General features: G+C 73.8%; 20 protein-coding genes and 1 pseudogene. 9 read left to right on the plus strand and 12 right to left on the minus strand.

Going from position 1 to position 19,751, the window contains the following annotated elements; all coding sequences use genetic code 11:
- A partial coding sequence (locus tag ACFV8H_RS26845) for a sigma-70 family RNA polymerase sigma factor (RefSeq protein ID WP_380404662.1) occupies positions 1–929 on the minus strand: 929 nt, incomplete at its 3' end.
- Positions 930–1,018: 89 nt separating this feature from the next.
- Here ACFV8H_RS26845 and ACFV8H_RS26850 point away from each other — a divergent pair.
- Positions 1,019–1,389 (plus strand): annotated as a pseudogene (locus tag ACFV8H_RS26850) (hypothetical protein).
- Between the two features lie 7 nt (positions 1,390–1,396).
- Here ACFV8H_RS26850 and ACFV8H_RS26855 read toward each other — a convergent pair.
- The 4 genes from ACFV8H_RS26855 to ACFV8H_RS26870 all read right to left on the minus strand — a co-directional run bounded on the left by ACFV8H_RS26855 (position 1,397) and on the right by ACFV8H_RS26870 (position 4,529).
- Positions 1,397–2,659, minus strand: coding sequence for a hypothetical protein (locus ACFV8H_RS26855; protein WP_380404665.1), 1,263 nt, complete (start codon positions 2,657–2,659; stop codon positions 1,397–1,399).
- A 145-nt stretch (positions 2,660–2,804) separates the two neighbouring features.
- A complete protein-coding gene (locus tag ACFV8H_RS26860; RefSeq protein ID WP_380404668.1) occupies positions 2,805–3,734 on the minus strand; it encodes a trypsin-like serine peptidase in 930 nt (309 codons plus the stop codon).
- A gap of 97 nt (positions 3,735–3,831) precedes the next feature.
- On the minus strand, positions 3,832–4,185 hold the full coding sequence (locus ACFV8H_RS26865) for a hypothetical protein (RefSeq protein WP_380404671.1): 354 nt from the start codon (positions 4,183–4,185) through the stop codon (positions 3,832–3,834).
- A complete protein-coding gene (locus tag ACFV8H_RS26870) occupies positions 4,182–4,529 on the minus strand; it encodes a hypothetical protein (protein WP_380404673.1) in 348 nt (115 codons plus the stop codon). Before ACFV8H_RS26870 ends, ACFV8H_RS26865 begins: the two co-directional genes overlap by 4 nt.
- A 127-nt stretch (positions 4,530–4,656) precedes the next feature.
- Here ACFV8H_RS26870 and ACFV8H_RS26875 point away from each other — a divergent pair, with 127 nt between their 5' ends.
- The 4 genes from ACFV8H_RS26875 (at position 4,657) to ACFV8H_RS26890 (ending at position 8,078) form a co-directional block, all read left to right on the plus strand.
- Positions 4,657–5,508: a Scr1 family TA system antitoxin-like transcriptional regulator gene (locus tag ACFV8H_RS26875; RefSeq protein WP_380404676.1), complete on the plus strand. Its 852-nt coding sequence runs from the start codon at positions 4,657–4,659 to the stop codon at positions 5,506–5,508.
- The gene (locus ACFV8H_RS26880; protein ID WP_380404679.1) at positions 5,490–5,699 is read left to right on the plus strand and encodes a DUF397 domain-containing protein; all 210 of its coding nucleotides are present in this window, start codon (positions 5,490–5,492) and stop codon (positions 5,697–5,699) included. The genes ACFV8H_RS26875 and ACFV8H_RS26880 overlap by 19 nt, the downstream gene beginning before the upstream one ends.
- A gap of 133 nt (positions 5,700–5,832) precedes the next feature.
- On the plus strand, positions 5,833–6,861 hold the full coding sequence (locus tag ACFV8H_RS26885) for a phosphotransferase family protein (protein WP_380404682.1): 1,029 nt from the start codon (positions 5,833–5,835) through the stop codon (positions 6,859–6,861).
- A gap of 5 nt (positions 6,862–6,866) precedes the next feature.
- Positions 6,867–8,078, plus strand: a complete 1,212-nt coding sequence (locus ACFV8H_RS26890; protein WP_380404685.1) for an acyl-CoA dehydrogenase family protein — start codon at positions 6,867–6,869, stop codon at positions 8,076–8,078.
- Between the two features lie 73 nt (positions 8,079–8,151).
- Here ACFV8H_RS26890 and ACFV8H_RS26895 read toward each other — a convergent pair whose 3' ends face one another.
- Positions 8,152–10,851, minus strand: a complete 2,700-nt coding sequence (locus tag ACFV8H_RS26895) for an AAA family ATPase (RefSeq protein ID WP_380404688.1) — start codon at positions 10,849–10,851, stop codon at positions 8,152–8,154.
- 351 nt (positions 10,852–11,202) lie between these two features.
- On the opposite strand from ACFV8H_RS26895, the gene ACFV8H_RS26900 reads away from it, so the two are divergent.
- The gene (locus ACFV8H_RS26900) at positions 11,203–12,519 is read left to right on the plus strand and encodes an alpha/beta hydrolase family protein (protein ID WP_380404690.1); all 1,317 of its coding nucleotides are present in this window, start codon (positions 11,203–11,205) and stop codon (positions 12,517–12,519) included.
- A gap of 27 nt (positions 12,520–12,546) precedes the next feature.
- On the opposite strand, the gene ACFV8H_RS26905 is transcribed toward ACFV8H_RS26900, so the two are convergent.
- Positions 12,547–12,960 (minus strand): winged helix-turn-helix transcriptional regulator, encoded by a 414-nt coding sequence (locus ACFV8H_RS26905; RefSeq protein ID WP_380404693.1) that lies wholly within the window; start codon positions 12,958–12,960, stop codon positions 12,547–12,549.
- An 81-nt stretch (positions 12,961–13,041) separates the two neighbouring features.
- Between ACFV8H_RS26905 and ACFV8H_RS26910 the strand changes: the two genes are divergently transcribed.
- A complete protein-coding gene (locus ACFV8H_RS26910; RefSeq protein WP_380404696.1) occupies positions 13,042–13,863 on the plus strand; it encodes an NAD(P)H-binding protein in 822 nt (273 codons plus the stop codon).
- On the opposite strand, the gene ACFV8H_RS26915 is transcribed toward ACFV8H_RS26910, so the two are convergent.
- Positions 13,860–14,276 carry a DUF3291 domain-containing protein gene (locus ACFV8H_RS26915; RefSeq protein ID WP_380404698.1) on the minus strand — a complete coding sequence of 139 codons (417 nt, stop codon included), beginning with the start codon at positions 14,274–14,276 and terminating at the stop codon, positions 13,860–13,862. The genes ACFV8H_RS26910 and ACFV8H_RS26915 overlap by 4 nt on opposite strands.
- 120 nt (positions 14,277–14,396) lie before the next feature.
- Between ACFV8H_RS26915 and ACFV8H_RS26920 the strand changes: the two genes are divergently transcribed.
- Complete coding sequence (locus ACFV8H_RS26920) at positions 14,397–15,053, plus strand: MerR family transcriptional regulator (protein ID WP_380404701.1); 657 nt, start codon at positions 14,397–14,399, stop codon at positions 15,051–15,053.
- Positions 15,054–15,114: 61 nt separating this feature from the next.
- Here the strand turns inward: ACFV8H_RS26920 and ACFV8H_RS26925 are convergent, their stop codons facing one another.
- The 3 genes from ACFV8H_RS26925 to ACFV8H_RS26935 form a co-directional block, all read right to left on the minus strand.
- Positions 15,115–16,098, minus strand: a complete 984-nt coding sequence (locus ACFV8H_RS26925; protein WP_380404704.1) for an NADPH:quinone oxidoreductase family protein — start codon at positions 16,096–16,098, stop codon at positions 15,115–15,117.
- Positions 16,095–16,868, minus strand: a complete 774-nt coding sequence (locus tag ACFV8H_RS26930; protein WP_380404822.1) for an SDR family oxidoreductase — start codon at positions 16,866–16,868, stop codon at positions 16,095–16,097. Before ACFV8H_RS26930 ends, ACFV8H_RS26925 begins: the two co-directional genes overlap by 4 nt.
- 80 nt (positions 16,869–16,948) lie before the next feature.
- Positions 16,949–17,707, minus strand: a complete 759-nt coding sequence (locus ACFV8H_RS26935; RefSeq protein ID WP_375896364.1) for an SDR family oxidoreductase — start codon at positions 17,705–17,707, stop codon at positions 16,949–16,951.
- Positions 17,708–17,856: 149 nt separating this feature from the next.
- On the opposite strand from ACFV8H_RS26935, the gene ACFV8H_RS26940 reads away from it, so the two are divergent.
- On the plus strand, positions 17,857–18,483 hold the full coding sequence (locus tag ACFV8H_RS26940; RefSeq protein WP_380404707.1) for a TetR/AcrR family transcriptional regulator: 627 nt from the start codon (positions 17,857–17,859) through the stop codon (positions 18,481–18,483).
- A gap of 184 nt (positions 18,484–18,667) precedes the next feature.
- On the opposite strand, the gene ACFV8H_RS26945 is transcribed toward ACFV8H_RS26940, so the two are convergent.
- Positions 18,668–19,741, minus strand: coding sequence for a M14 family zinc carboxypeptidase (locus ACFV8H_RS26945; RefSeq protein ID WP_380404710.1), 1,074 nt, complete (start codon positions 19,739–19,741; stop codon positions 18,668–18,670).
- Positions 19,742–19,751: the final 10 nt, after the last annotated feature.

Consider the following 19,751-nt stretch of genomic DNA (forward strand, 5'->3'; position numbering starts at 1 on the left):
TTTCCGGGGCCCCTGGGGGGGTGTTCCGGGGGGGGGCGCCCCCCCCAGCCCCGGGTCCCCGGGCCGCCCCCGCCGCCCACCGCGCCCCCCGACCCCCCGCCGCCGGCGCGCGGGCCCCGCCGCCCCGCCGCGCCGTTGACCGGGCACTCCAGCAGTTCCATGCCCGGAGCCCGGTCGGCGACGGCCAGCATGTACTGGGCGATCAGCGCGCCGCCCGCCACCGGGCGCAGCACGGTGCCGACCAGGCCGCCGCCGTCGGCGGTCATCACGGCGGCCGGGTCCAGGACGGCGACCAGGGCCGCGATGTCCCGGCTCTGCCAGGCCTCCTTGACCCGCCGTACGGTGTCGGCCCGCGCCGTCGGCGTCACCGGGGCCGGGGCGGCGCCGACCCGGCGGCGGGCGGAGGAGGCCAGCTGCTTGCAGGCCGCCGGGGTGCGGTCGAGGACGGCGGCGATCTCGGCGAAGGAGTAGCGGAAGACGTCGTGCAGGACGAAGGCCACCCGCTCGGCCGGGGTCATCGACTCCAGGACGACCAGGAAGGCCATCGCCACCGACTCGTCCAGGACGATCTGGTCGGCGAGATCGGCGCTCCCGGCCCGGTCCGACAGCGGTCCCGACAGCCCGGCCGGCAGCCCTGCCGACAGCGGTCCCGGCAGCGGTTCGGGCAGCCAGGCGCCGACGTAGCGCTCCCGCCGGGCCCGGGCCGAGCCCAGGAGGTCCAGGCAGATCCGGCCGGTGACGGTGGTCAGCCAGGCGCCGGGGGCCCGTACCTCCCGCCGCCGACCGGGCGGCAGGGCGTACCAGCGCGCGTACGCCTCCTGCACGGCGTCCTCGGCCTCGGTCAGCGAGCCGAGCAACCGGTAGGCGACGTTGATCAGTCGGTGCCGCTCGCCGAAGGTCGCGTCGGTGTCCGCCCCCGCTGCCGTCATGCGCTCGCCTTACCTTTCGTGGGCCCGCGTCGTCGGATCGGTGAGACCCTACCGAGCCACTGCCCCCGGGCGGAGAAGAGGACCACGACATGGCCACCCCGACGACCACCGCGGCGCACCGATTCCCGCTCCTGCGCGCCGCGATCGCCCTGCAGACCCTGACCATCCTGCTCCAGGCCGTCTCCGCCGGACTGCTGCTGACCACCTCCTACGGGGAGACGCTGCACGGCGTCGGCGCCCGGGTGATGTACGGGGCGTCGATGCTCTACCTGCTCGCGGCGGTGCTGGCCTGGAAGCCGGGCGGCGGGCCGGTGCGACCGGTGGGGGAGGCGTCCGGCTTCCTGGCGCTCGCCTCGGTGCAGGTCGGCGCGGCATCGCGCACGTCCCGGCGGTCCATCTCCCGCTGGGGGTGCTGATGTTCGGGCTGAGCCTGCTGGCCCTGGCACGCCGTACGGGCTGAGCGTCGGTCACTTCACCAGGCGGGACCAGTCGCCCGGTTGGCCGGGGTCGAGTTGGCGGAGCCTGTCGAGGACCTTCGGGTCCTGGGCGTCCAGCCAGTCGGCGACCTGGCGGAAGGAGACGCAGCGGACGCCGTCCTGGTGGCAGACGTTCTTCACCACGTCCTCGACGGCGTCCATGTAGATGCCGCCGTTCCAGTCCTCGAAGTGGTTGCCGACGAACAGCGGGGCCCGGCTGCCGTTGTAGACCCGGTTGAAGCCGGCCAGGTAGCTGTCCCGGGCCTCCTTCTCCCAGTCGGCGTACTTCTTCGGGTCGCCCTTGGTGGTGTCCCCGGACTGGCCGGCCAGGAAGTTGTAGTCCATCGACAGGCCCTGGGAGGACTTGGCCGGGAAGGGCAGCATCTGGAGCGGGAAGTTCCAGATACCGCCCTTCTTGACCGGCCAGACCTGGAACTCGCCCGGAGAGCTGGCGTCGTAGCGGAAGCCGGCGGCCTTCTCGGCCGGGAGGAGGTTCTTCTGCCCCTGGAGGCAGGGGGCGCGGCCGCCGACCAGCTCCTTGGTGTAGTCGAAGGGCAGCGGCGGCATGTTCTTGAGGCCGGTGTTGGTCTTCCAGTTGGTGACGAAGGAGACGGCCTGGTCGAGCTCGCTCTTCCACTCCTCGGTGCTCCAGTCGTCGCCGCCCTTGGAGCCGCAGAAGTGCCCGTTGAAGTGGGTGCCGATCTCGTTGCCGTCCAGCCAGGCGAGGCGCAGCTGCTCCAGGGTGTCCTTGATGTGGGCGTCGGTCGCGTAGTCGATCGAGGCGGCGCCCGGGTCGTGCTGGGGCGGGTGGTAGAGCGACTTCTTGGACTTGGGCAGGGTGTAGAGGCCGCTCAGGAAGTACGTCATCTGGGCGTTGTTGTCCGCGCCCAGCTTGCGGAAGCGGGAGAACAGGCGGTCGTCGCCCTCCAGGGCGCCGTCCCAGGAGAAGACGACGAACTGCGGCGGCTTCTCACCCGGTTTCAGCTTCTCCGGTTTCGGCTGCTTGGGCTGTGGGCCGGTGTAGGAGGTGGAGCCGTCCCCGAGCACGTGCACCTGGCCGTCCCAGGTGGGCGTCGGCGTCGGGGTGGGCGGAGGCGCCGGGGCCTCGGCGGGGCTCGCCTCCGGGGCCGTCGGGTCGGGATCGGGGGCGGCGGCGTTGGGTCTGCTCTCGGAGAAGGAGTCCCCCGTGGTGAGCGTGAGGGACGCGACGACCCCCACGGCCAACAGGACGACCGCACCGCGAGCAGTCCGCACGGATTCCCTTTCCTTCGGCGACAGTTTCGATCACACAGGGTTCTCCCTAGATCGATGACCTGAGCCGTCGGAAACGTTGCACGGGTGGTCGTACAACTTTCGGACGGGTGGTCGGACTGAGGCTCCGTCGGGCGCCTGGCTCGGCTCAGGACGCCGGGCCGGCCGGTGGGGCGCCGCTGATGGTGGCCTCGTACAGGGCCCGGACGGCCGGGCCGAAGGGGGCGCTGTAGGAGATCTGGGGGGTGTTGCCGCCGGTGTGGTAGCCGCCGATGAGGCCGATCACGGCCCAGCCTCCGAACCAGGGGATCAGCATGGGGCCGCCGGAGGTGCCGCCGGTGAAGCCGTCGCAGGCGATGCGCTCGAAGGTGCCCGGGTCGGCGGGGTCGTCGCTGGCCCAACGGGTGGTCCGGCTGAGGCACTCCACGGGTTTCGGGGCGCCGCCCGGGTAGCCGATCATCCGGACCGGGGCGTGGGCGTACCCGGTGCCGGTGAGCAACTGCACCGAGTCCGCGACGTCCTCCAGTGCGTCACCCGCCTGGTTGGGCTCGGTGACGGCGAAGCCGAAGTCGTAGGCGGCGCCCGCGTGTTCGCCCCGGTCGTAGTACTCCTGTGCGACGTGGACGCCGTTCGCCCGGACCGGGAAGACGCCCAGGGGCGTGAGCCCGTCGTGGTACTGCGGGACGAACGCCAGGTGCCGCGCGGGGGAGTCGCCCGCGTAGCCCTTGAGGCAGTGGCCCGCGCTCAGGGCCAGGTCGCGGCCGGGGCTGTGGACGACGGAGCCGCTGCAGGTGCGGCCGGTGCCGGTGGCGTCGGTCCAGAAGAAGGCACCGGCCTGGGGGATGCCGTCGAAGCTGCGGCTCGGGGGGATGTACTCGCCGGGGCGGGGGCCGTCGGCGGTGGGCCGGGCGGCCTTGGTGTCGAGGGGGAGCGCGGCGGCCATCCGGGCGGGGGTCCAGTAGGTGCTGAGCTGGGCGGCGGTGCTGGTGGTGGGTGGGGTTGTGGCGGTTGCGGTCGGGGCGAGGGTTGCGGTGGAGAGGAGGGCGACGGCGATGGCTGTGGTGAACCTGGACACCATGACTGGTCCTTCCGGCTGGGCGAGACGGTCGTCGATGTGGGCACCCGCAGTTGTGGGTGCCCACGATCGGGGCCGGCTCACCCTCACTGTCGGCCGATCAGCCGATGGTGCGTCGGAAGGCTTCGGCGTCCTCTGGGCTGTAGAAGCGCCGGATGCGGGCGGAGGAGCCGGGGATGCGGAGGTACTCGTGTCGGGCGCGGTTCCAGAGGCCCCAGGAATCGAGCTGGAGGAAGTGGGGGCTGGAGGAGTCGATCAGGCGGACCTCCAAGGTGGTGGGAGTGTTGGTCCGGACCCAGGCCTGCGCCTGCGCGTACGAGTAGAAGCGGAGCGGCTCGTCGGCCGGGGGGAGGGCCTTGACGCACTCGGTGGTCGCGCGGTCCCGGATGACCCAGGCCTGGTAGTGGGTGCCGCGCGGGGAGTCGGCGGGGAGGATGGCGTAGCGCTCGCTCATCGGCCGGTCGCCACCTGGATGAAGCCGGCGGCCTTCTCGACGCGCTGGGCGAACTCGTTGAACTCCCCGTCGATGGGCGAGATGGTGGCTTTGCTGGGGACGAGGATCGCCCCCGCCTGCCGGTCGAGGACCTGCCGGAAGGCGGCCTGGAGCATCGGACGGAACTCGGGCGCACGGACGTTGGCCTCGTCGTCCACGACGATGAGGGAGATCCCCCAGTTGAACGCGCGGGCGTAGTTCTCGCACCGGCGCAACTCCTGTTCGGGGAAGAGGGAGTTGGCCTTGGCGAGGTAGGTGACGACCTGGAAGTTGCGCGCGGGGATGCAGGTGGTGTTGGGGGGCATAGCTGGCTCCGTGGTTGCGCACCGCGATGGGTGGATCACTTGGTGTAGCCATAGTGCCGTGTTGGCGCCTACCATCAGAAGTCGACCTGAATCTTGAAGTGGGTACACGGCAAGTTGGTGATGCATCATGAATCTCAAGGAACTTGATCCAACATCAGGCCCGTGGGCGCCGTTCGGCGTGCAGCTTCGCAGGTCGCGTCGAGCGGCCAACCTGACACAGGCCAAGCTGGCGAGGCTTGTGGGTGTCGACCCCTCTTACGTCTCCTATGCCGAACTTGCCCCGCCTGGACGGACCCCGCCGAGCGAGAAGTTCGCTCGTGACGCGGACCGGGTCCTGGAGACCGGTGGAACGCTCCTGCTCATGTGGCTCCAGGTCAAGCACTCGGCTTTGCTCGAGGGATTCCCCGAGTTCGCCATCCAAGAGCAGGGCGCCACGGAGATAAGGATCTATGAGGCGGGCATCGTCCCGGGGCTGTTCCAGACGGAGGCCTACGCGAAGGCACTTGCTGCCGGCGATGTTCGAAGGGGCACGATCACCCAGAGGCAAGCGGACGAGCGAGTGGCCTATCTGCTTGCCAGGCAGGAGCTGGTTCGCAGGAAGAAGCCTCCGCTCGTCCATGCGGTTCTTGATGAGAGCTGCCTGCGCCGTCCCATCGGAGGTCGGGAGGTGATGCGAGCACAACTTGCTTTCCTGGAGGCGCTGTATGTCGTGAAGAACATCATCCTTCAAGTTGCGCCGTTCTCGCTGGGAGAGGAGAGGCCCTTCGCCTTGCCGATGGTGCTGCTCACACTGTCGGACGAGTCTTTCTTGGGGTACTCGGAGTCCGAGGGGCGGAGCCATCTCGAACGCGATATTGAAAGGCTTGCCACCTGGAAGCAACACTACGATCGGCTCCAGGTGGGAGCGCTGGCCGAGACGGCGACTCTCGAATGGATGCGCGCTGCTCGGAAGGGGATCGAATGTCCGACATCAACTTGACTGCCGCCCGATGGGTGAAGTCGAGCTTTAGCCAGCAGGGTGGGAACTGTGTCGAGGTGGCTCGTGGCCTCTGCGGTGTGATGCCTGTCCGTGACTCGAAGGATCCGGAGGGGCCCGTCCTGGCCTTTCCCTCCTCCGCGTGGGCGTCCTTCATCGCCGCAACCGTTGCCGGCGAGTTCGGCGAGGTCTGACCTCCTCGTCTCTCCCTCTCGTGAGCCCCCGGACCTCGGTCCGGGGGCTCACGGCATTGACAGGGGGCATCTTCCGACTGAATGCTAAGCAAGCGCTTAGTCAATGATCCCCCATCCACCCTGGAGTCGCCCGATGGTCGAGAGCCCCGCTGACCTGCCCGGTCTGGATCTGGTACGGCTGCGCACCCATCTGGACGGGGAACTGCCCGGCCTCGTCCGGGGGCCGTTGCGGGCCGAGCTGGTCGAGGGGGGCCGCTCGAACCTCACCTACGTGCTCACGGACGGCACCGGCCGCTGGGTCCTCCGGCGCCCCCCGCTCGGGCACGTCCTCGCCACCGCGCACGACATGGGCCGTGAGCACCGGGTGATGTCCGCCCTCCGGGACACCGATGTCCCCGTCCCCCGCATGCTGCTGATCGACCACGGCACCGACGTGCTCGGCGCCCCCTGGTACCTCATGGAGCACGTCGACGGTGTCGCGCACCGCTCCCGCAAGGCCCTCGCCGCCCTCGGCGAGGACCGTGTCTCCGCCCTCGGCCGCCGCCTGGTCGAGACCCTCGCCGCCCTGCACCGGATCGATCCCGCCGACGTCGGCCTCGACGACTTCGGCCGGCCCGAGGGCTACCTGGAGCGCCAACTGCGCCGCTGGTCGACCCAGTTGGAGAAGTCCCGCTCCCGCGACCTCCCCGACCTCGACCGGCTGCACGCCCTGCTCGCCGAACGGCGCCCCGTCTCGCCCGCGCCCGCACTGGTGCACGGCGACTACCGGCTCGACAACGTCCTGGTCGACGACGCCGACGCCATCACCGCCGTCCTCGACTGGGAGATGTCGACTCTCGGCGACCCGCTCACCGACATCGGCCTCCTCGTGATGTACACCGAGATCGCCGGCATCGGCGGCGGCATCATCCCCGACGCCATGACCGCCCCCGGCTTCCCCAAGGCCGAGGAAATCGTCTCTTACTACGCCGAGTTGACCGGCCGTCAGGCCACCGATCTGGACTGGTACGTGGCCTTCGCCTCCTTCAAGCTGGCCGTCATCGCCGAGGGCATCCACTACCGCTTCCAGCAGGGCCGCACCCTGGGCGCAGGTTTCGAGCGCGCGGGCGAGATGGCCCCGATCCGCGCCCGGCACGGACTGACCACCCTCAAGGAGAGCTGACAGCCATGGACTTCGCCTACGACGCCCGGACGAACGTACTCCGCGAGCAACTCCTCGCTTTCCTGGCCGAGCACGTGTACCCGGCCGAGAGCACCCTCGCCCAGCAGCTCGCCGACCCGGACCGCACTCCCTGGAGCGTCCCGCCCGTCGTCGCCGACCTCCAGACGGAGGCCCGCAAACAAGGGTTGTGGAACCTGTTCATCCCCGGCGAGCACGGCGCCGGTCTCACCAATCTCCAGTACGCCCCGCTCGCCGAGATCACCGGCCGCAGCATCCAGCTGGCCCCGCCGGCCCTCAACTGTGCGGCCCCCGACACCGGCAACATGGAACTCCTCGCCCAGTTCGGCAGCGCCGAGCAGCAGGAGCGCTGGCTGCGGCCGCTGCTGGACGGCGCGATCCGCTCCGCGTTCGCGATGACCGAGCCCGAGGTGGCCTCCTCGGACGCCACCAACATCGCCACCCGGATCGAGCGCGACGGCGACCACTACGTGATCAACGGTCGCAAGTGGTACATCACCGGCGCGATGAACCCGGACTGCAAGCTGTTCATCGTGATGGGCAAGACCAACCCGGACGCCGCCCCGCACCGCCAGCAGAGCATGGTGCTGGTGCCGCGCGACACCCCGGGCCTCACCGTCAAGCGCGGCATGACGGTCTTCGGCTACGACGACGCCGACCACGGCGGCCACGCCGAGGTGCTGTTCGAGGACGTCCGGGTGCCCGTCGAGAACCTGATCGACGAGGAGGGCAGCGGCTTCGCCATCGCCCAGGCCCGGCTCGGCCCGGGCCGGATCCACCACTGCATGCGGGCCATCGGCATCGCCGAGCGCGCGCTGGAGCTGATGTGCCGCCGGGCGAGCGAGCGGGTGGCCTTCGGCCGGCCGCTCGCCGAGCAGGGCGTGGTGCAGGACTGGATCGCCGAATCCCGGGTCCGGATCGAGCAGTTGCGGCTACTGGTGCTCAAGACGGCCTGGCTGATGGACACCGTCGGCAACCGCGGCGCGCACACCGAGATCCAGGCCATCAAGATCGCCACCCCGCGCACGGTCGAGTGGATCCTCGACAAGGCCGTCCAGGCCCACGGCGCCGCGGGCGTCAGCCAGGACACGCCGCTCGCCCAACTCTGGGCCGGCAACCGCACCCTGCGCCTCGCGGACGGGCCGGACGAGGTGCACAAGCGCTCCCTGGCCCGGCGGGAACTCAAGCAGTACCGCTGAGCACCTCGCCTGCCGGGGGACGGTCCCGGCAGGCGGCAGGCGCGGCGGGCGCGGTCGGCCCGTGGTCAGGCGGTCAGATGGTCAGCTGGTCGGGCCGGTCCGCCGCGCGCAGTTCGGCCCTGGCGCGGTCCGCCCACGGGGTGGCGCCCAGGGCCTCGAAGCTCGCGAGGGCGGCGCGCAGCGGTGCCCGGGCCCCGGCGGACGCCCCCGTCCGGCGCAGCCGTTCGCCCTGGGCCAGTCGGACCCGGGCGTGGTCGAAGCGCCAGCGCTCGGCGCCGGGGGTGTCCAGCGCGAGGGCGAACAGCCGCAGTGCCTCCTCGTCGTCCTCGGCGCACAGCGCGGCGGAGGCCTCGACCAGCAGGGCGTGCCGGGAGGAGACGGCGGCGATGCCGTTCTCGCGCATCGCGCGGACGTGGGCGGCGGCCTCCTCGCGGCGGTCGCCGCGGACGGCGGCCTCGACCAGGTGGGCGGCCACCCAGAGGGCGTGCGGGGCGTGCGAGGCGAGGGTGCCGGCCGGGCTGACCGCGACGGCGTGCCGGTGGGCGAGCGCGTGGTCCCCGTCGCCGAGGGCCGCCACGGCGGCGGCGTGGTGGGCGTAGTGGGCGGCGCAGGGCGCGCGGTGGCGGGTGGCCCAGTCGATCACGGTGCCGGCCGTGGCGAGGCTCTCCGCGGTGTGGCCGCGGGCGCCCAGGACGATCGCCTCGATGTACTGGAAGTACCAGGCGAAGGCGTCGTACCCGTGCTCGCGGCAGGCGCCGAGGCCCTCCCGGGCGAGGTCGAGCGCCTCGTCCCAGGCGCCGGTGAGGTAGTCGTCCAGGCAGAGGTGGATGAGGGCGGAGATGTAGCGCCGGGCCGGGCCGCCCTCGCGCCCGGCGCGGACCACCTGCCAGGCGGGGGTACGGACCTCGCCGAGCCGGTCGAGGTAGAGCGCCCCGGTGCCGACCCGGGTGGTGAGGACCGGGTCGGCCTCGCCGGCCGGGGCAGCGGCCAGGGCGAGGGTGAGCGCGTCGAGCGGGCCGTGTGCGGCTGCGCCGGTGCGGGCGGGGTCGGAGAAGGTGCGGCCGAGGACGGCCAGGAAGGCCGGCGGGCCGGGGGTGAGGCGCTCCACGGCCCGGTAGTAGGACTGCCACAGGGCCTCGTCGGCGCCGAAGAAGCAGAGCACCGCCAGGACGTGCAGGGCGTCGACCAGTGCCTTGTCCTCGGCCCGGTGGCCGTGGGCGGCGGCCGCGGACTCGATGGCGGAGGTGAGCAGGCGGTGCGCCGCGGGCACGTCGCCGTCGCCGTTGAGGAGCAGCAGGGCGGCGGCGGTGGCGGAGTGCAGCGAGCCGTCGCCGACCGGGGCGGCCTGCCGGGCGTGGTCGAGGAGCCGACGGGCGCTGGTGAGGGCGCCGGTGGACTCGGCCCCGAGGTAGGCGGCCTCGGCGAGGCGGCGGCCGCGCTGCGGTCCGTCGGGGGTGAGCTCGGCCGAGCGGACCAGGGTGCGCATGGCGCCGGAGGCGTCGCCGCGGCGCAGGCTGAGCCCGGCGGCGTGGGCGAGGAGCGCGGCGACCTCCTCGTCCGGTTCGAGGGTGGCCTCGCCCAGGTGCCAGGCCCGGCGCTCGGGCCGGCCGGCCAGGGCGGCGGCCAGGGCCGCGTGGGCGGCGCGCCGGGCGCTGCTCGGGGCCTGCCCGACCACGGCGGAGCGGATCAGCGGGTGGCGGAAGGCCAGCTGGCGGCCGCCCTCCTCGACGTGCACCAGCCGCTCCTGCTCCAGCGGCGCGAGGTCGTCCCGGCGGTGCTCCGGGTCCTGGCCGTCGTCCGGGCCGTGTTCCGGTCGGTGTTCCGGGCTCCGGCCCGGGCCGGAGCCCGGGCCGTGCTCCTCGGCGGCCCGGCGGGCGGCGGCCCGCAGGACGCCGAGGTCGCCGGTGCCCTCCAGCGCGGCGAGCAGCAGCAGTCGGCGGGAGGGGGCGGGCAGGCCGGCCACCCGGGCGCCGAACAGCCGCTCCAGCCGGTTGCCGAGGGAGGAGACGGCGAGCGGCGTCACGGGGACGGGCGGTACGGCCGGGCAGTCCACCGGGTCCGGGGGCAGGGCGGTCGGCAGTTCCAGCAGGGCCAGCGGGTTGCCGCCCGCCTCGGCCAGCACCCTGCGGTGCGCGCTGCGGGAGAGGTCGGGGAAGCGGCTGCCGAGCAGCCGGCCGGCGGCCTCCTCGGCCAGCGGCGGCAGGTCGTGGGCGGGCAGGGTGTCGGCGTCCCGGGGGCCGAGCTCGCCGGGGCGGGCCGCGGCCAGGAAGGCGATGTCCAGGCCGGGGGCCCGGCGGGCGACCGAGCCGAACACCGCGGTGCTGGCCGGGTCGACCCAGTGCAGGTCGTCGACGAGCAGGAGCAGCGGCCGCCCGTCGGCCACGGCCTGGAGGAGCCGCAGCACCGCGTTGGACACCAGCAGGTGCTCCGGGGCCGGACCGGTGTCGAATCCGAGCGCCACCCGCAGGGCTGCGCGCAGCGGGGTGTCGAGCCGCTCCAGGGCGGCGAGGTGCGGGAAGAACAGCTGGTTGAGGACCGAGTAGCCGCAGTGGGCCTCGAACTCGACGCCGGAGGCCCGGAGCACCCGGGCGCCGTCGGCGGGCGCGGCGGCGGCCAGCGCGTCCAGCACGGCGCTCTTGCCGACCCCGGCCTCCCCGGAGAGCAGCAGCGCGCCGCCGCCGCTGCCCAGGCGCAGCCGCTCGCGGAGCAGCCGCAGGTCGCGGTCGCGCCCGATCAGCGGGCACCCGGCTTCGGGCGTGCCGGAATCCGCCACAGCTGCTTCCCTCCCGAGGACCACTCACCCACCCGTGCGCCGGGGCCGGTCCGGCGGCGCAGAACCTGCTCCGCCCGGCCGCGAACGCCCTGGTCAGGTCCAGTATGACGGACCCGCAGCGGTCGGGCGGACGGCGGACCGGCAGGGCCCCGGGCCCGCCTGGCCCGGGGCGTACCCGCCTGGCCCGGGGCGTACCCGCCTGGCCCGGGGCGTACCCGCCTGGCCCGGGGCGTACCCGCCTGGCCCGGGGCGTACCCGCCTGGCCCGTAAGGGTGTCATACCGGAGTAGTCGGGGGGACTTGGCTCCCCGGTACGACGGCTCCGGCGGGCCCCGCCCGTAGCGTCTGCTCCGTGACCGAACCGGACGAGGAGGCTGGTATGGGCAGGCGGGGACGGGCCGTGGCGGCGGTGCTGTTGGCGGCGTCGGCGACGCTCGGGGTGACGGGTGCGCCGGGCGCGGTGGGCGCGGTGGCGGCGCCGGCGGTGGACGGCGGGGCCGGGCGGCAGGCCACGGCCTGGCTGCCGCGGCCGACCGGGCCGTACCCGATCGGGACGACCGCGCTGCGGCTGACCGACGCCGGACGGGAGGACCCCTGGAAGCCGGGCCGGGCACGTGAGGTGATGGTCAGCCTCTGGTACCCGACCGCCCGCCCGGCCACCGGCGGGGAGCGGGCCCGCTACATGGAGCCCGCGGCCGGGGCGCACTTCGGCGGTGACAGCGGCGTCGGTGACCTCAACTACCACGTGCGGCCCGGCAGTACGGACTGGTCGGGGATCCTCACCCACGCCCGCCGGGACGCCCCGGCCCGGCCCGGCGGCCCCCGCCCGGTGGTGCTGTACTCACCCGGGCTGGGCGACCCGCGCACCTGGGGGACGGCCCTGGTGGAGGACCTCGCCTCGCGCGGCTACGTGGTCGTCACCGTCGACCACACCTACGAGGCCTCCGAAGTCGCCTTCCCCGACGGGGAGCTGGCCACCTCGGTGTTCCCCGCCATGCTCCAGCAGCCCGGCCTGGACGTCGGCGCCGTGCTGCGCAAGTCCCTGGCCGCCCGGGTGGCGGACACCCGCTTCGTGCTGGACGAACTCTCCGGGCTGCGCCGCGCCCCGGGCCTGCCGGCCGGCGTCGGCGCCTCGCTGGACCTGGACCGGATCGGCATGGTCGGACACTCGGCGGGTGGCTTCACCGCCCTCCAGGCCATGCACGACGACCCGCGGATCGCCGCCGCGGTCAACCTGGACGGCCAGCTGCACTTCCCCGGCCCCGACGGCCGCACCGGCGTCTTCCTGCCCGACTTCGTCGAGGACGGCCTGGACCGCCCGTTCCTGCTGATGGGCACCCGGGAGTCCGACTCCGGCAGCTACCACCGGCAGCCCGGCTGGAACGCCCTGTGGCAGCACAGCACCGGCTGGCACGCTGACCTCACCCTGGAGGGCTCCCGGCACGGCTCCTACACCGACGCGCAGTCCCTGCTCCCGCTGCTCGCCCGTCAGGGCGCCGTCACCCCGGAGGTGCTGGCCGCGGACGTCGGCGACGTCCGCCCCGACCGTGCCGAGCTCGCCACCCGCTCCTGCGTGGCGTCCTTCCTCGACCGCTGGCTGCGCGGCCACGACGACCACCTGCTGGACGGCCCCTCGGACCGCTTCCCGGAGCTGACGTACGAGCGGTAGCCGACGGCGGATCCCTCAGCGGACCCCTCAGCGGATCTCCGAGTCTGGGTTGGCCTCGTCCCACCGCTGCCGCGAGGCGAGCATGGCGTCGTGGTGGGCGTAGGACCAGTCCGCCATCGCCCGCACCAGGTGGGTCAGGCTGTGGCCGAGCTCCGTCAGCTCGTACTCCACCTGCGGCGGGACGGTCGGGTGGACGGTCCGGGTGACCAGCCCGTCGCGTTCCAGCCGGCGCACCGTCAGGGTCAGCATCCGCTGCGAGATCCCCGGCAGGGCGCGCTGCAGCTCGCGGAACCGCCGTACGCCCCCGGCGAGTTCGACCACGGCGAGGACGGACCACTTGTCGCCGAGCCGGGTCAGCAGGTCGCGGATCCCGCAGTCCACGTCGTCCTCGCACCAGACGACCGGACGGGGAGTGGTTACCGCGCTGTGCCCTACGGACATGGAAGTGCCTCCTTACGCCGGACGCCCAGGCTACCGAGGATGGTCCCGTTCCCGAGGACCGTCCGTTTCAGGAGGAGAACCATGCTGCTCGTCACCGGTGTCAACGGAGGTCTCGGCACACTCGTGCTGGAGTGGCTCGGCGCGCGCGAGGGCGTGCTGGCCGGGAGCCGGACGCCCGGAGCGGTGGAGGCCGAAGTGCCCGTCCGGTTGGTGGACTTCGACCGGCCGGAGACCCTCGCCGAGGCCTTCACGGGGGTCCGGGCCCTGCTGCTGATCTCGGCGGGCGCCGCCGAGGACGACGTGGTGATCGCCCGGCACGGCGCGGCGATCGGGGCGGCGGAGCGGGCGGGCGTCGAGCACGTCGTCTACACCAGCCTCTCCGGCGACGGCGACCACCTGCCGTACGCGCTGGCGCACCGCTGGACGGAGCGCCGGCTGCGCGAGTCCGGCACGCTGCGCTGGACGGTGCTGCGCAACGGCCTCTACGCGGAGCTGCTGGCCGCGATCGCCGCGCCCGGCCCGGACGGGGTGATCACCGCGCCGCTGGGGGCGGGGCGGCTGGCGGCCGTGGCGCGGGCGGACCTGGCCGAGGCGGCGGCGAAGGTGGCGCTGGCGCCCGCCGGGCACGCGGGGCGGACGTACGAGCTGGTCGGGGAGCGGGCGGTGGGTGGTGCGGAGGTGGCCGGGGTGCTGGGCGCCGAGTACCGTCCGGGCGGGCTCGCGCAGGCCCGGACGGCGCTGGCGGCCTCGGACGCGCTGCACGACTTCCAGGTGCCGATGACGGTGGGCACCTACTCGGCGATCGCGCACGGCTTCCTGGCCGGGCCGGGCGGGCCGGGCGACCTGGCGGCGCTGTTGGGCCGCCCGCCGCGCCCGGCGCTGGACGTCATCGCGGGAGGCTAGGGGCCTGCGGGCTCCCGGTCGGTGGCGCGCTGGGCGTCGATCCGGGCGTGGGCGTCCGGCCAGGCGATCGGCAGCCGCTCGACCGGGGTGTCCCAGAAGGTGAAGGTGGACTCCCGCATGGTGGAGCGAAGTCCGGTCATGGTGCTGCGGTGGGGTTCGGCGGCGGCGAAGGCGTTCAGGGCCTCGCGGCTCTCCCAGGCGGAGAGCGTCCAGAAGGTCCGCCGGAGCGGCCGGGCGATCAGCGAGGCTCCCAACGCGCCCGGCGTGTTGCGGAGTTGGCGCCAGACGGCGAGCGAGCGGAGGAAGAACCGCGGGACGTCGGCGAGCGAGCGGACCTCGAAGCGGGAGGCCATGACGATCGCCCGGGTGTCGGGGGCGGGGGGATTCGGGGTGATCCAGGGCAGCGTGGGCATGGCTGACTCTCCTCCTCGGCGAGGGCGCCACATTGGGTAGTGGCACTATCTATGTTAGACAGTGCTGGTATCCAAATGCCAGAGCAAAGCCCGACCAGAGGAAAGCCCGAGGTGTCCGCCGTGCGCATCTCCGAACTGAGCCGCCGCAGCGCGGTCCCGACCGCGACCATCAAGTACTACCTGCGCGAGGGCCTGCTGCCGCCCGGCCGGGCCACCGCCGCCACCCAGGCCGAGTACGACGAGAGCCACCTGCGGCGGCTGCGCCTGGTGCGCGCGCTGATCGGCGTACGGGGGCTGAGCGTCAGCGCCACCCGCGAGGTGCTCGGCGCGGTGGCCGAGCACGCGGGGGAGCGGCACCAGGTGCTCGGCCTGGTGCTCGGGGCCCGGCCGGTGGACGAGGACGCCCCAGCGCCCGGACCAGCGCCCGGACCGGCGCCCGAACCGGCGCGCGAACCGGCGCCCGGCGCCGCCGAGGTGGACGCGCTGATCGGCGCCCTCGGCTGGGAGGTCTCCGAGTACGCCCCCGCCCGGGCCGCGCTCGGCGAGACCCTGGAGACCCTGCGCTCGCTCGGCGCCGCACTCGACCCCGCCACCCTGCGCGGCTACGCCGAACTGGCCGAGCGGACCGCCGTCCTCGACCTCGACCAGCTCGACCCGGACGCCGACCCGCTGGAACAGGCCGAGCGGGCCCTGCTGCGGACCGTCCTCCTGGAGCCGGCGCTGCTCGCGCTGCGGCGGCTGGCCCAGGAGAACGAGTCGGCCCGGCGCGGCGGTTGAGCCGTCCGCCGGTGAGGCCGTCCGTCGGTGAAGCCGTCCGTGGGTGAAGCCGTTCGTCGGGCTACTCGCCCAGGACGGCGATCCGCCCGGTGCTGCGCCCGTCGGCGACCAGCTGGACGGCCGCCGCGGCCTCCGCCAGCGGGACCCGGGCGCTGACCAGCGGCCGGACCACGCCCTGCTCGGCGAGTTCGGTCAGCGCGTCGTGGGCGGCGCGCACGGCCCGGGGGTCGTGGGTGTTGTACAGGCCCCAGTGCAGGCCGAGGATCGTGTAGTTCTTCACCAGGGCGTGGTTCAGCGCCGGGGCCGGGATCTGCCCGGTGGCGAAGCCCACCACCACGATCCGGCCCTCGAAGGCCACGCACCTGGTGGAGCCGGTGTAGGCCTCGCCGCCGACCGGGTCGAAGACCACGTCCGCGCCGCGCCCGCCGGTGAACTCCTTGACGGCGGCGACGAAGTCCCCGGCCGGGCCGTCAGCCGTCCGGTCCACCACCAGGTCGGCGCCGAGCGCCCGGGCCGCCTCGGCCTTGGCCGGACCGCCGACCACGGCGACCACCCGGGCCCCGGCGGCCCGGCCGAGCTGGACGGCCGCACTGCCGACCCCGCCGGCCGCCGCGTGCACCAGCAGGGTCTCCCCGGCCCGCAGCCGGGCCCGGCGGTGCAGGGCGAACCAGGCGGTCTGGTGGCCGATGTGCAGCGCCGCCGCCTCGGCGTCGTCCAGCGCCTCGGGCGCCGGGAAGGAGGCCGCGGCGTCCAGCAGCGCGTACTCGGCGAAGGCGCCGTGCGGCAGCACCGGGTTGCCGATCAGCCGCTCGCCGCGCCGGGCGCCGTCCGCGACCTCGCCGCACAGCTCCACGCCCGGGGTGAACGGCAGCGGCGGGCGGACCTGGTAGTGCCCGCGCACCATCAGCGCGTCCGGGAAGTTCACCGCCGCCGCCCGGACCTTGACCAGCAGCTGCCCCGGGCCCGGCACCGGCCGGGCGGCGTCCTCGGCGAGCCGCAGCACCGCGGCCGGCTCGCCGAGCTCGGTGACCTGCCAGGCCCTCACAGCGCCCCGCCCTTCTCCAGCCCCTGCTGGAGCCGGTTCACCCCGGCGATCCAGCGGTCCGGCTCGGTGGCCCGGACGCGGTAGTACTCGGCGACCTCGGGGTGCGGCAGGATCAGGAACCGCTCCTCCCGCAGCGCCGCCAGGGCCGCCGCGGCGACCTCCGCCGGGTCCAGGGCGGTCGGCACCAGCAGCGCCTCGCCGACCGCGCCGGTGGAGGCCAGCATGTCGGTGCGCACCCCCTGGGGGCAGAGCGCGTGCACCCGGACGCCGCGGTGGCGGTAGGTGGCGGAGAGCCACTCGGCGAAGGCGAGCGCGCCGTGCTTGCTGACCGCGTACGGGGCCGAGCCGAGCATGGTGAGCAGCCCGGCGGCCGAGACGGTGGACAGGAAGCGGCCGTGGCCGCGCTCCAGCCAGCGGGGGAGCAGCAGGTCGGCGGCCCGTACGTGGGCCAGGACGTTGACCTCCCAGGCGCTCGTCCAGGCCTCGGCGGGGGCGTCGGCGCCGCCGATCGGGGCGACGCCCGCGTTGGCGCACCACACGTCGATCTCGCCGAGCTCCGCGCGGGCCCGCCCGACGAGGGCGGCGAGGCCCTCGGCGGAGGCGGCGTCCCCGGGGAGGGCGGTGCCGCCGCACTCCTGCGCGACCGCGCGGGCGGCGTCGGCGTCCAGGTCGTTGACCACGACGCGGGCGCCGGCCGCGGCGAAGGCCCGGGCGAGTGCGGCGCCGATGCCCCGGCCGGCGCCGGTCACCACGACGCCCTGGCCGGTCAGGTCGCCGCTCGGGCCGGTCGGGTCACCGCCCTGGCCGGTCAGGTCGCCGCTCGGGCCGGCCGGTCCGGCGGGGGCGCCGCTCACAGCCCACCGCCGAGGGTGACTCCGCCGTCCACCACCAGGGTCTGGCCGGTGATCCAGCCGGACTCCGGGGAGAGCAGGAAGGCGACCGCGCCCGCGACGTCCTCGGGGACGCCGAGCCGGCCCAGCGGGTAGGCCTTGACGACCTTCTCCTCCCGGCCCTCGTACAGCGCCTCGGCGAACTTGGTCTTCACCACGGCGGGGGCGACGGCGTTGACCCGGATGCCCTGCGGGCCCAGCTCGGCGCCGAGTTCGGTGGTGAGCCGGATCAGCGCGGCCTTGCTGATGCCGTACATGCCGATCCCGAGCGAGGCGCGGATGCCGGCGACCGAGGCGACGTTGACCACCGAGCCGCCGTGCTCGCCCATCCAGGCGGCGTGGGCCCGGCGGGTCCAGGCCAGCGGGCCGAGCACGTTGACGGCGAAGATCTTGGCGGCCGCGTCGGGGTCGGTCTCCAGGACCGGCCCGTAGATCGGGTTGATGCCGGTGTTGTTGACCAGGTGGTCGAGCCGCCCGAAGGCCTCCAGGGTGCGGGCGACCGCCTCCTCCTGGTGGGCCGGGTCGTCGGCCTTGCCGGCGACCGCGATCGCGTTGTCCGGGCCGCCCAGGTCGCGGACGGCCTCGGCGAGCGGCTCGGGGTTGCGGGCGGTGAGGCAGACCTTGGCGCCGCGGTCGACCAGTTCGCGGGCGATGCCGAGGCCGATGCCCCGGCTCGATCCGGTCACGACGGCCACCCGGCCCTTGAAGGAGTGCACCACGGAGGGTCCTGCCTTTCCGGTCTGCTCTGGAGTGCTGACTAAGCGCTTGCTCAGCATGCTGTCGGTGCGAGAGCCTGTCAACAGTCCGCCGGGCCGCACCGGAGCGGCCGACGGGAATGCCAGTACGACTTCTCTGGGAGGATGGCGCCATGACCAGCACGCCCATCGCCGACCTCTGGCCGACCATGCCCGGCGCCGACACCCGCCCCGAGGCGGCGTACCGGCTGCTCCAGGCGGCCGTCGAGTCGTTCGCGGAGCGCGGCTTCCACGCCACCACCACCCGGGACATCGCCACCGCGGCGGGCATGAGCCCCGCCGCGCTGTACATCCACTACCAGTCCAAGGCCGCCCTGCTCGCCGAGATCAGCCGGGCCGGCCACGCCGCCACCCTCACCCTTGTCCGGGAGGCGGCGGCCGGGGAGGGCGGCCCGGCCGAGCGGATGCGGCGCGTGGTCGAGCAGTTCACCGCCTGGCACGCCCGGGCCCGGACGGTCGGCCGGGTGGTCAACTACGAGCTGCACGCCCTGCCCGAGGACGCCTACGCCCAGGTCGCGGCGCTGCGCCTGGACATCGAGCGCGAGGTCAGCGCGCTGATCGAAGCGGGTGTGGCGGCCGGGGAGTTCGAGGTCTCGGAGGTGCGCACGGCGGCTCGCGCGGTCACCTCGCTGGGTATCGACGTCTCCCGCTGGTACACCGAGCGCTCCTCCGGCACGCCGGAGGAACTCGGCCGCCGCTACGGCGAGTTGGTGCTGCGGATGCTTGGCGCCCGGGTCTGACCGGGTCACGGGCTCGACGGGGGCACGGGCTTGACCGGGCTCCGGACGGCGAGCAGAATCGTATACGGAGTACGTGTGCCTCGTAGGCGTACAACGCCAACGCCAAGGCGCCCGCCACGACCGGTCGTGGCGGGCGCCCTGCTGTCGGGCACGGTGGCTCTGGAGGATTGCCGGGGGAGGGCCGTCAGGCGGTGGCCAGGCAGAACTTCACCAGCCCGGCGTCCACGTCGAGGACGATCCGCTCCATCTCCGCCCACGCCGGGTGGAACTCCTTGCCCCACTCGACGGTGAAGCCGAGCACCTTGCCCTGGGCGGGGTCGACGAAGTGGCGGGAGAAGACGTAGTCGTCGCTGGTCCCGCTGGTCGGGTAGAGGTGGAACCCGGTCAGCGGCGTGTACGCCGTGCCGCGCACGCCCTGGACGCCCCGGCAGAAGGCGGTGGCGAGTTCGAGGGCGGTGTCGACGTCGTCCTTGGGGATGTACTCGGCGTACGCGGTGTCGCCGGGCAGTCCGCGCTTGCCGTCGTAGGAGGTGTTGCGGAAGTTCATGTCCGGGTCCCCGGACTGGTTCTCGTCGTCGCCCCAGTTGTAGAGCATGTCCTGGGAGTAGCTGTGCACGTCGACGAACCACCGCGTCCCCGGGTAGTGGTCCAGCAGCCAGCGGACGTTGCGGGTCTCGGGCTCGGAGAAGGCGCTCGGGCCCTCGTACACCTGCTGGTCGCACGGGGAGGTGGACACCTGGGGGGTGGCGGTCGGGGCGAAGGCGGTGGTGAAGTCGAAGAGGAAGTCGTAGTTGCGGTTGAGGTCGACGCCGATGCAGTCCGGGTTCGAACTGCCGCCGGAGTTGGCCGGGTTGCGGTTCTTGCGCCACATCGGGTCGACGGTCTGGCTGTGCAGCCGGCCGTCCGGGTTGACCAGGGGGAGGACCACCAGGTCGAGCCGGAGCAGCAGGTCCTGCACCTGCTGGGCCGTGATGGTGGTGGAGCCGTAGCCCAGGCCGGTGCCGGTCCGGAAGGCCTCCAGCAGGTCGGCGGCGAAGTGGACGAGGATCTCGCAGCTGCCCCACTCTCGGGCGTGCACGCCGCCGATCAGCATCACGGCGTCCTTGGGGATGCGCGAGGGGCGGCCGATCTGCAGGGCGTGGGAGGTGCGGCCCTCGACGGACGGTTCGGGGAGGGTGATCAGCTGGGCGGAACCGGGGTAGGACGCGGCCAAACTGGTCACGGCGGACTCGACCTCGGTGATGTTCAGGTAGGACATGACGGGCCTC

The sequence above is a fragment of the Kitasatospora sp. NPDC059827 genome, assembly GCF_042731675.1.
In the GTDB taxonomy this organism is placed as follows: domain Bacteria; phylum Actinomycetota; class Actinomycetes; order Streptomycetales; family Streptomycetaceae; genus Kitasatospora.